Genomic DNA, 11036 nt, shown 5'->3' with positions numbered 1-11036 from the left:
TGGGTTCCTTGTCTTTTCCGAATATATATCGGAAATTTATATCTTTTTTAATATCGATCATAATTGTTCCTCCTGTTATATATATTCGAAAAAAGATTGGATTTGTAAAAAAATTTTTCGTGCTATAAATTCAAAATGCTATATGAATAACTATAACCAGAGGATTAACACAAATATTTAGCACTTTATTATTGACAGTGCTATGTTTTATGCTATGATATTAGCAGATATTAAGTTAGAGTGCTAACAAGGAGGAAACAATATGAGACTTTATCCAGGGTTTAATTTTGATTTATTTCAAGATCAAGATTCTTTTTCGGATCGTAATACATTAAAAACAGATATTATAGAAAAAGATGGATTTTATATTTTAAAAATGGAAGTAGCTGGTTTTAAAAAAGAAAATATTCAGTTGGAATTAAAAGAAGGAACCATTACAATTACAGCTACTAAAGAAAAAGACAACAACGTTAAAGTCATTCGTCAAGAACGTTTCGTTGGACGTTGTTCAAGAAGTTTCTATGTTGGTGAAAACATTCGTCAGGAAGATATCAAAGCTTCATTCAATAATGGTGAATTAGAAATTACCATTCCAACGGAAGCTAAAAAACGAAAAGGGGAATCTTCTTTTATTCAAATCTTTTAACATCGAACGTCTTTGACGTTCTTTTTTAAAATCATTACATGGTTATTCTAATCACTTGTGCTTTTCATACTGGAAAGACACTTCTTGCTCAATGCTTACTGGAGCAAATGTATTTTCCATATTTATTGATAGATCATTTAAAAATGGGATTGATTTGTAGTGGCTATGCAAATCTAAAAGTGGATGAAGATGAACAATTAACAACTTATTTATGGCCCATCAATTTGAGAAATCATAAAAAAATGTTATTGAGAATAAACAAAATCTCATAATTGAAGGTATATTATTCCTTTTAACTGAAAAAATGACTTTGATGATGATTATTTGTATCAGATTCAATATATTTGTTTAGTTATTGATGAAAATTTTATGAAATCATTTAGATGTTATACAAAAACATGACAATTTCATTGCACAAATAAAACAAGATGAATGTTCTTTAGAGACTTCATTAGAAGATAATCAATTTTTTTAAAACATGCTTATAAATGTATTTTAATTGATGATAAAAATAAGTGTGAATAATCACACTTATTTTTGTTTTTTCTTTAAGATGGATAAAATTCCAGCTAAAGATAAAGTAGCTACTAATCCAAAGTATTTAGCGTTTGTTTGAATTCCTGTATTATTTTTGATGAATCTTAACCCATTCAACGCTTTATTTAATTTTTGAATCATTGCATCCACTTGTTCTTGTGTCACATTTGGATTAGATAGTAATTCTTTTGCTTCTTTTAGAACCGTTTTTAATTTATTTACCGTTAATGTAGAATATTTACTCAAATCTATGTTTTCAATTTTATGGATGAGTTTATCTAATTCCGATGTATCCACTTGTTTAGAAGGAATTCTTTCTAGTCCATTCATAGCATTTTGAAGTTGAATAGTTGCTTCATTGATTTCTTCTTGTGATGCATATTCATTTTGTAATACTTTTAATCCGTTTTCCATCGCAACTTTTAAAGGTGCATAAGATTCTTCAGTGAATAAAGAAGGATCAACTTTTTGAGCCACTTCTAATAATGATTCTAAGTCTTCATAATTTGCTGGATTTATTACAGTTACTTCTACGTCATGTGTTAAGTTTCCTGCAACAGTTGCTCGAATGGAATATTTTCCTAATTTACTTGTATCGATATTTGAAATATCCCAAGTTGCTTCCATTGGTTCCACTGTTCCATTTTCCATCAATACTTTTAATGTAGAAGGCAATAATGCCTCAATTTGTTCTTGTGTATCGTGTAAATCTAGTGTCAATTCTGTAAATCCATCATACACTTCTTTAACCGAAGTATCTTGTACTAAATAAACATTGTTAAAAATCGCATCGGATTTAAATGTTTGAATTCCAATATAGCCTTTATCGAAAGATATACCTTCTCTTGTTCCTACTTCTACATCATTGACATAATAAGTAATTGTACCAGCTCCATTGTATAAAAGCTTCAAATGATAAATACCTTTTTCATTTGGATTTAATTCATTTAAAGATCTTGTGACATTCCATAATTCTCCATAACGATTCTGGAATAATTTTGCTGCACCGTATTCTCCAATCTTCGTATCAATATTGGCACAGAACCAATCTGAAGTCGGATTGTCTCGATCTTGCACACCAAATACAATTCCAGCTGCTTGTCCCTGACTTAATTGGATATCTCCTGTCAATGTAAAGGATTTATTTGGATCCACTGTTGTTTTTGACATATAGAAACTATCGTTTCTTGCAGCATTATTTCCAATAGCTCCTTGATCGGTAATCATCCAGTTTCCATTGATAACTTCCCATCCACTTGCATTCGTATTAAAACATGGATTGTCAATACGAACTTGGATAGATTCCTTCATCCCATTTTGTGCAATAGCTGAAACTGTATAGTTTCCAGGTACATTCCCTTTTAAGCGAATTGATGTTTCATTTTCTTGAACAATTTCAATTTCTTCTGGAACCTCCCAAATAACGCCTTTATTATCTGTATTTGGATATACATTGGCATTGACTGTAAATTCTTCAAATGTTGGTACGTATTCAGGAGCATCTAAAACAAGGCGCACTGTATCAGATTGTGAACCAGATTGTTTAGAATACATAGATTTCATATCATATATATTGAAAGAATCAATACCAATAGAACCATGTACAAAGAATTCCATTCCAATATTATTGTTGTTTGTATATGCAACAGTTGAAATATTAGCTTCTCCATAGTTACCAAATGATTCAATGGCTCCTTGATCTACTATAATACGCAAATGAATTTTATTGCCTTCCATTGGTGTTAAAGATTGCGCATAAATGCCACTATTTTGACAACGAACCGTATTGGAAACATCTAATTTCATTTTTTGAGATTCCACATCGTATGTATAAACAACTTCCTGTCCATTTCCTTTACGTAATTTAAAGCCAAATTCTTTTGTATCATCTTGCAGTGTAAATACAGCATCAATGTCATATGTTAATCCACTTACACCTTTTAAAATATTTTCATCAGTACTTGTCACAATCTTTTGATTTGTTTCAAATAAACACACATCTCGTAAGTCTTCTACTTCTTGTACAGGATAACAAGTAATCACATAGTTTCCATTAATTCGTCTTAAACCATAGGACTGCGGAAGCGATTGAACACCTTTGAATCCTTTTCCTTCAAATTCCGTGAAATCTTGTAGCCAGCTGACTCCAATAGTACGATTTAAATTTGTTCCATCTTTATAGAATGTCATTGTGGCATATTTTCCAAATCCGCCCCAAGGATTTTCATTGGATTCCACATTGATTCGATTGGATTCGGCTTTCCATTTATAAATGCCATTTTCGTCTTTTGTCATATTTCCAACAACATAGAAACCAGCACTTCCACCATATATCCATTTTTCTTCATTGGTTCCTTCTACAGTGGCTTTATACATCATTGGACATTCTGAATAAATTTGCCCTCCATCTGGATATGTCAAGTTTTGTGAGAATTCCCAATTAATTAAGTCTTCTGTCACAAAGATTTGAGCAGCTCCACCAGCTGTAACCATATACCAATGCTGATTATCCCCTTCAATCTGGAATACCTTTGGATCACGGAAATCGTTTCCTGACAATGTATGACTGTTGTCTAAGATAATACCGTATTTAATCCATGTTTCTCCATGGTCTTTAGAATACGCCATAGCCTGTGCTTGTTTTCCATCTTTTGTATTATGATAAGTAAAATAAGCAATTAATCGAGATTCATCGGCTCTATTTTTTGAAAACAATCCACTGACGTTGTTTGTATCTTCCATGGCACATCCAGAGAAAATTAATCCATTGTCGTCGATTTGAAGTCCTAATGGACGTTGTTCCCAGTTCACTAAATCTTTTGATCGAACATGAGCCCATGACTGGTTATAGAAATTGTTCTTTGGTGAATATTGATAGAACATATGGTAATAACCATCAGTTGAGTCATAAACCATTCCATTTGGATCGTTCATGAAGTTGGTTTGCGGTGTTACATGGAATTGTGGTCGATATTCTTCATTAGCCAATTCTTCATTAGACAACCAATGATTAACTGTAAAACTCACTTTATCAGTGAATCCTTCTTTAGTTTCAATGATTAAATCTAAATCCATATAGTTTTCTACAAATTCACTAGCATGAATACTAAATGAATCTTCTACCAATGTTTTTTCTTGAATCACATTTCCGTATTCATCGTATTTAAGAACATAAACTTTTGAACCTTCTTCTACTTTTGGAGTAATAACTGCTTCTTGTACATCTGGTTCTAAGTCCATTCCATAAATTTTAACATTCGAATCAAAAGTCGGTGTAATTGAAACACCTTCACTTTCAATGATCAAATCCATCAATTTTGGATCAGCAATGGCTTCTAGTTTATCTAATTCTCTATATTGAACGTCTTGATACACAAAGGTTCCATCCCATGTCAATAAACCTAAGTAACCTGATTTGCTATGTGTTGAATCTTTGATATTGATAATTCCAATGTTGTTAATAAAAACACGAATCGTATCTTCAAATACTTGTACTTTTATATCGTAGCTTCCATCTTCATTTTCTGGAATCGTATTTAATGAAACAGCTTTTATCGTTCCACCTGTTGGAAAAGAAAACAATTTAAAGACTTTATTGGAATAATCTACATTCATCACATAGGAATTATCTCTTGGATTTTGAGCAGAACGAAATACCAGAGAACCTGCTCCACGATCGCTTTTATTTGTGATTTTTGCACTGTATTCAAAATTTTTCACTTTTGTATTCGAAATCGCAAAGTTATCTCCATTTCCACTTGAGAACAATCCTTCTTCTGTTTCCTTCCAAGTTCCATTTAAGCCATGTAAATTATCTAAATTTGTACTAAAATTTGGAACTGGAATTGACTGGGCATTTAATTGAATGTTACTATATTCTACTTCAGATCTATATGTCAACATTCCAAAATATCCACCGGCATATGCACCTTTAAAGTCTTTACTGAAAGTATAAGAAGCACTGATTCCATTGACTTTAATTGATAAATTATTTTCATTATCCACTGCAACCTCAAAATGCACAGCTGCACTTGGATCAGTTGTAGAAGTAACATAAGTACGTTCAATAACATTGTCACCTAGCGCAGGTCCAATTGGATTTTGGAATAATTTAACACATAAATCTTTGTTGTCTACCAAAGCCAATTCTAATCCAAAGAATTTTCCATCTGACTGTCCCAATTCACCTGGCTGATTTTTATCGGCTCCAAAAATAAAAGAAGTTAAATTCAATCCACTTTTAAAAGTGATATCCGTACTGAAACTAAATACTTTTCCAGATACATCACTAACATTGACATTGTCTCCATCTGTTTCATTAATAACATAACCACTTTCTGTGGTTGTAAAGTTCCCTTTTAAACCAGGTAAGCCATTGTACAAAGTGCTAGTTGGTTCTTCTTCTAAAGGCACAATGTTAGAATCCAATTCAAGATCTTCATTTTGTGTTTGCGTGTCTTCCACAAAAGTACCATCTTTTAATGTTTCATTTTCTTCAGCCAGTAATTGTGTGGCTGCCGAAAGTGATAAAGCACATGAAAGGGCTAAAACAGTTCCATTGTGGATGATTCGTTTCGTTTTCATATTCTCCTCCTAACGTAATTTATTGCCCTTTCATTGTAATATTTCTTATGTTTTACAATATTGACATTTGTCATATCATTATAATTTCTTATAATAAAATTTGGACATCCAAATAAAACATCAATTTAACCAAAACATAAATTCGTATATTTGGAATCGCTTACAAAAAAAATGGCTTTATGCCATTTTCGAAAATTCAATTCTAATTTTTTTCTTCTTGATTGTTTTTAGATTTTCAATCACCAATTCTTCTTTTCCATTAAATATTTCAACAAACGATTGATGATCTTGTATCTGAATAATTCCAATATCGTCTTTCTCCATTCCATCAATTTGAAGAATCGAACCCACAATATCACCGGCTCTAATTTTCTTAGATTTTCCTGCATTGATATATAATTTGACTATATTTTTTTTCACTTCTAAATATTTATCTCTATTTTTTCGAACACTGTACTCTAAATTTTCTAAATTCTGTTCTCTGGGAATATCTATATATTGTTTTTTAATTCCATAATCCATTAATTTTTGAGAACGCATTAAATCTGATTTACTTTCAAAACAAATGGACATTCCTTTTTCATGAACACGTGCACTACGTCCTATACGATGAATATAATCATAAGGCGTATCCGGCATATCAAAGTGAATAATCAAGTCTACTTTTTGAATATCAATGCCTCGACTCGCAACATCGGTTGCGATTAAAATTCGTATATTTCCTTTTTTAAAAGAACTCATGCAAGAAAAGCGTTGTTCTTGTTTTAAACCCGCATGAATTCGATTACAGCTAATAGAAAGAGTATGACAATATGTATATAAGTCTTCACATCGTTTTTGTGTTGAACAGAAAATGATGCAAGACTCTGGTTGATAAAACGATAAAACATGTATGAGTCTTTCTTTTTTTTGTTCTTCTTCTACTTTTATGAAAAATTCATCTATTTGATTTTTATCCTGAATTGAAATCCATTCAGGATTATCTAGAAAATCCTGGGTCATATTTTTTATTTTTTCTGGAAAAGTCGCACTAAAAATACACGAACAAATGTCTTTGTTTAAATATGTATAAATATTTTGAATTTGTTCTATAAAATCTTGATTTAACATTTCATCAGCTTCATCTAAAATCAGAAATTGAATCTTATGCGTTTGAATATTTCCTTGTTGCAGATGATCTAAAATACGACCTGGTGTGCCAACAATAACATGCACTCTTTGATGAAGATCTTGTTGTTGAAAAGAAAAAGATTGTTTTCCCGTACAACATATACTCTTTATTTTTTTAAAACATCCTATCGCATCAAATTCTTCTTTAATTTGTTGTGCTAATTCACGTGTAGGTGCTAACACCATGGCCTGTGGAGCTTTTTCATCAATTTCTAGTTGTTGTACAATAGGAAGGACGTAACTCAATGTTTTACCACTTCCTGTTTTTGATTGAACAATACAATCTTTTTTCTTCATCATTTTATCAAAGACTGCTTCTTGAATAGGTAGCATTGTCTCATAGTGCATAGCTTGAAGAGATTTTAATATTTTTTCATCTAAATTCAATTGATCAAAAGTCATAGTCTCTCCTGAAAAAATTCAATTTCTTCGCCTGTTGGACCGATGCAGAAACCAACACGAAGCAAATAATCTTCTTGTAGACAAACATCTTTAGGCTCAACTACAATGGAATACCCTTCTTGGCGTACTTTTTCAATCATTTCATCGCAGGAATCGACCAAAAACGCAAAATGTCGAATCGTTCCTTGTGATAATTGTTCTGTATTTTCTTTTAAGAACATTTCAATGCGTGTGTTTCCAATTTCAAAAAGAATACCATTTTTCCATTGTCTTTGAATATGCATTCCAATTATTCGTGTATAAAAATCAATAGCTTTTTCATATTGTCTTTCATTTATACAAGTCAAAGAAATATGATGAATGGATAAAACACTCATGATTTGACCTCCTGTATTTCAAGAATTTTTTGTTTGGTAAGAATAGCACTTGGATCTATAGCTTCATCTATATATTCAGCTTCTCCTGTTTGATGATCGTATGGATCTTTTCGTGTCGTTTTCTTTTCTGGCATTAATGGCTGTAAAACCTGACAGGCACTTGGTATACGGAATGGATCGATGTGTCCAAAATAAAATTTTCTCTTTGTTTCGTTTTGATTTCGATAGCCACTTCCTCCAAAAGAACAATCGGCATATAACCATCCATAAGGTGCAACATAAAACTGTGCCCAGTCATGGTTTCCAATCATTTCAGGATGTGCAAACAATCCCGCTTGCCATCGAGCTGGTATATGGGCAATGCGACAAAGTGTTATGAATAAACTAGCCTGAATACCACAGTCTCCTTTTAAACTCGTTGCTGCAAATTCTGGAATCGATGGCAAAGTAATATAAGCAGGAACAAAAGAATATGTGACATGTGTCGTTATATAATCATATATTTTTTGTGCTTTCAACAATGGATTGGTTTCATCTTGAATAATTTCCTGGCATAATTGTTTTAAATATGTTGTAAAAACATAATGTGGTTCTTGTTGTTCTAAATAAAATGTTGATCCATCATCATAAACAATAGAAGCATCTAAGTCTTGATAAATGACATGATTGATAAATTCATATTCAACAAAGAATTCCATATCTTTTTGATAGATGCATTCAAAATAAATGGAACGATGCGTTGCACTTGAATCATTAACAATTCCATTTTTCGTATACGATAAAATTCTTAAGTCTTCAACTTGTGCATATTCAATAGGAATCGGTAACCATACACGAATGATTTTCCCTTCTTTTTGGGCTTCTTTTTCAATTTCAAGAGAAATTCGTACATGAATTTTGTATTTCACATCTTTTTTGAGCATACACTTTTCAATGACCTGATTTAAAATGATATCGTCTTGTTGCATCACATCACTTCGACTTCGATATTTTTTATGTACTTTGATTAAATTATCATATATATCATTTTTAAACATAAGAATGCCATTTTTAAAAATAAATTCAAAACCATTTTGTTTAAACAATAGTTCGAATTCATCTTCTGTAAAATCTGGAATATGGGATTGAATCAAATGAAATGCTTGTTCTTTGGTATAAATAAAATCTTTTGGATATTCTTTCAAAATTTCTTTTTCTAATAAAAGTCTTTCTTTTAAACAAGAAGGAATATCCATTTGTAGACGAAAATCAATCATTTCCTGGACTAATTCAAATTGTCCATTGGCTTTCAATAATTCTAAATCCTGTGGTAAAGGAGTACGTAAACTAGTGATTTTCATAAACTTCCTCAATGTCAATGAATCCATTGACTGCTTCTTTCTTTAATTCTTCAATAATTTTAATCCCTGCACTGGTTCCAATGCGTGTCGCTCCATGGGCTAACATAGCCTTAAATGTCTGAGCATCACGAATTCCACCAGAGGCTTTGACTTGGACTTGATTTTGTACAATTTGTTTCATCAATAAAACGTCTTCTGTTCTAGCACCAACTGGAGCAAAGCCTGTAGATGTTTTAACAAAATCAATTTTTGTTTTCTTGGCAATTTCACATATCTTAATGATTTCTTCTTTTGATAAATAAGCTGTTTCCAAAATAACTTTACAAATTTTTTTATTTTCATGACTTACTTGAACAATTTGTCTCATTTCTTCTTCTACATATTCAAAATTTTTATCTTTGACTTCGGTAATATTCAATTGATAATCAATTTCATCGGCTCCTTTATTTATAGCATCTATTGTCTCTTCTACTTTGGCTTTTATACTCATTTGTCCTAGAGGAAAACCAATAGCGGCTCCTGTATGAATATTAGTATTTTTTAAGATTTGATGACAAAAAGAAGTTTGTCCTGAATTAATAGCTACCATTTTAAAACCATAATCCATAGCTTCCTGACATAGTTTTTTCATGTCTTCTTTTGTAGCATAGGCTTTGACATTGGTATGATCGATGAAGTTTGCACATTGTTGAATTGTATATTTCATAAATTTCTCCATTTTCTTTGTTTCAAGTATATCATGATTTGATACAATAAGAAAAAAGAGGTGTCCTATGTATAAAGTAAATCCAATTTCGGTTCCCACTTTATGGGGTGATCAACGTCTTTATGACTATAGTGGTGATAAAACGTATTCTAGTATTGGAACTTTGTTTTCTGTATGTGGAATTGAACAATTTAATTGTGTAATTGAAAATCAAGAAGAAGTGACAACATTAAAAGAAAAAGTCGAACAAAATCCTTCTTTATTTGGTTTATTAGAAGGTGAACAATTTCCTGTAATTGTCGCTTTTGATAGTTGTAAAGACAACGTAAGTTTTCAAATTCATCCAACCGATTCATATGCCAAAGAAAAGCTTTCTTTGCCTTATGGAAAAAGTGAAGCCTGGTATTTTTTAAATGAACCGGATTCAAAATGGATATACGCACAAACTAATACAAATAAAGAAAATGTTCAGAAAGCAGTTGATGAAAAAAGAGTTGAGGATGTGATTGCTCGTATTGAAGTATCAAATCAGGATTGTATCTATATTCGTTCCGGAACAATTCATGCTTTGACTAAGGGTGCATTGATTTATGAAATTCAACAAGCCACAAATATCACGTATCGTTTTTATGATTATGATCGCATCGATCCTCGAACAAATAAAAAACGAGATTTACATCTTCAGGAATCATTTGATAACCTGGATTGTGATGCACGTATAATAAAACAGCATTTCTCTTTGAATTCACAAGCTGATTTTCGTGAATTTTCAATTGAACATACAATATTGAATGATTCATTTTTAAATCCATCGAATTTAGCTTGTGTAATTTCGGTATTAAGGGGTAAATCATCTTTTAATGGAATAGATATTTCACAAGGGCAAAGTGTGATTGTTTTACCTCATGAAAAAATTTTTATTCAAGATGAAGTGGAAGTTATGGTTGCTTTTATTCAAGATTATTTTAGATAGACTTTAGATTTTCTTAAAAATCACTTGTTACTATTTGTACAGGTGATTTTTATGTTAAAAAGAAAAGAAAATGTGTATATTTTATTTTTAGGATTATGGTATCTTTATTTTTGTTTTTTAGAAAAAAGTGTAACATCTTTTGTTTCTACAAATATATTTATTGATGACTATATTCCTTTTATTCCTTCTTTTATTATTCCTTATTTATTATGGTTTGTTTATGTTTTTGTAGCCTATGTATATTTTTACGCTAAGTTCAACTAAAAAGTTGATGAAGGTAGTCTAAGCCACTGATTGCAAA

At 31.2% G+C, this 11036-nt stretch carries 9 protein-coding genes; 4 read left to right on the top strand and 5 right to left on the bottom strand.

The window, feature by feature from the left end; translation table 11 throughout:
- Positions 1-262 precede the first annotated feature (262 nt).
- Entirely contained in the window at positions 263-646 is a 384-nt protein-coding gene (locus ACI32A_RS04475) for an Hsp20/alpha crystallin family protein (protein ID WP_439753831.1), read from the top strand.
- 38 nt (positions 647-684) lie between these two features.
- Positions 685-918 carry a hypothetical protein gene (locus ACI32A_RS04470; protein ID WP_439753830.1) on the top strand — a complete coding sequence of 78 codons (234 nt, stop codon included), beginning with the start codon at positions 685-687 and terminating at the stop codon, positions 916-918.
- 259 nt (positions 919-1177) lie between these two features.
- Here ACI32A_RS04470 and ACI32A_RS04465 read toward each other — a convergent pair whose 3' ends face one another.
- The 5 genes from ACI32A_RS04465 to deoC form a co-directional block, all read right to left on the bottom strand.
- Positions 1178-5767: a GH32 C-terminal domain-containing protein gene (locus ACI32A_RS04465; RefSeq protein WP_439753829.1), complete on the bottom strand. Its 4590-nt coding sequence runs from the start codon at positions 5765-5767 to the stop codon at positions 1178-1180.
- 177 nt (positions 5768-5944) lie between these two features.
- Positions 5945-7339, bottom strand: a complete 1395-nt coding sequence (locus ACI32A_RS04460; protein ID WP_439753828.1) for a DEAD/DEAH box helicase — start codon at positions 7337-7339, stop codon at positions 5945-5947.
- Positions 7336-7716 (bottom strand): VOC family protein, encoded by a 381-nt coding sequence (locus ACI32A_RS04455; RefSeq protein ID WP_439753827.1) that lies wholly within the window; start codon positions 7714-7716, stop codon positions 7336-7338. The genes ACI32A_RS04460 and ACI32A_RS04455 overlap by 4 nt, the downstream gene beginning before the upstream one ends.
- Positions 7713-9056, bottom strand: coding sequence for a transglutaminase-like domain-containing protein (locus tag ACI32A_RS04450; protein WP_439753826.1), 1344 nt, complete (start codon positions 9054-9056; stop codon positions 7713-7715). Before ACI32A_RS04450 ends, ACI32A_RS04455 begins: the two co-directional genes overlap by 4 nt.
- Positions 9043-9762, bottom strand: a complete 720-nt coding sequence (gene deoC, locus ACI32A_RS04445) for a deoxyribose-phosphate aldolase (protein ID WP_439753825.1) — start codon at positions 9760-9762, stop codon at positions 9043-9045. Before deoC ends, ACI32A_RS04450 begins: the two co-directional genes overlap by 14 nt.
- 67 nt (positions 9763-9829) lie before the next feature.
- Between deoC and ACI32A_RS04440 the strand changes: the two genes are divergently transcribed.
- Both ACI32A_RS04440 and ACI32A_RS04435 read left to right on the top strand, forming a co-directional pair.
- Positions 9830-10735 carry a class I mannose-6-phosphate isomerase gene (locus tag ACI32A_RS04440; RefSeq protein WP_439753823.1) on the top strand — a complete coding sequence of 302 codons (906 nt, stop codon included), beginning with the start codon at positions 9830-9832 and terminating at the stop codon, positions 10733-10735.
- 51 nt (positions 10736-10786) lie between these two features.
- Positions 10787-10999 (top strand): hypothetical protein, encoded by a 213-nt coding sequence (locus ACI32A_RS04435; RefSeq protein ID WP_439753822.1) that lies wholly within the window; start codon positions 10787-10789, stop codon positions 10997-10999.
- Positions 11000-11036: the final 37 nt, after the last annotated feature.

The sequence above is a fragment of the Floccifex sp. genome (assembly GCF_051873555.1).
Classification (GTDB): domain Bacteria; phylum Bacillota_I; class Bacilli_A; order Erysipelotrichales; family Erysipelotrichaceae; genus Floccifex.
The sequence above is the reverse complement of the archived record's forward strand: the minus strand, read 5'-3'. Positions and strand labels throughout refer to the sequence as shown.

Bases quoted from the DNA above. Each gene is read 5' to 3' on its own strand.
- ACI32A_RS04470 (WP_439753830.1), top strand. From the start codon at position 685: ATGGTTATTCTAATCACTTGTGCTTTTCATACTGGAAAGACACTTCTT.
- ACI32A_RS04435 (WP_439753822.1), top strand. From the start codon at position 10,787: ATGTTAAAAAGAAAAGAAAATGTGTATATTTTATTTTTAGGATTATGG.
- ACI32A_RS04455 (WP_439753827.1), bottom strand. From the start codon at position 7,716: ATGAGTGTTTTATCCATTCATCATATTTCTTTGACTTGTATAAATGAA.
- ACI32A_RS04450 (WP_439753826.1), bottom strand. From the start codon at position 9,056: ATGAAAATCACTAGTTTACGTACTCCTTTACCACAGGATTTAGAATTA.
- ACI32A_RS04475 (WP_439753831.1), top strand. From the start codon at position 263: ATGAGACTTTATCCAGGGTTTAATTTTGATTTATTTCAAGATCAAGAT.
- ACI32A_RS04465 (WP_439753829.1), bottom strand. From the start codon at position 5,767: ATGAAAACGAAACGAATCATCCACAATGGAACTGTTTTAGCCCTTTCA.
- ACI32A_RS04460 (WP_439753828.1), bottom strand. From the start codon at position 7,339: ATGACTTTTGATCAATTGAATTTAGATGAAAAAATATTAAAATCTCTT.
- ACI32A_RS04440 (WP_439753823.1), top strand. From the start codon at position 9,830: ATGTATAAAGTAAATCCAATTTCGGTTCCCACTTTATGGGGTGATCAA.
- deoC (WP_439753825.1), bottom strand. From the start codon at position 9,762: ATGAAATATACAATTCAACAATGTGCAAACTTCATCGATCATACCAAT.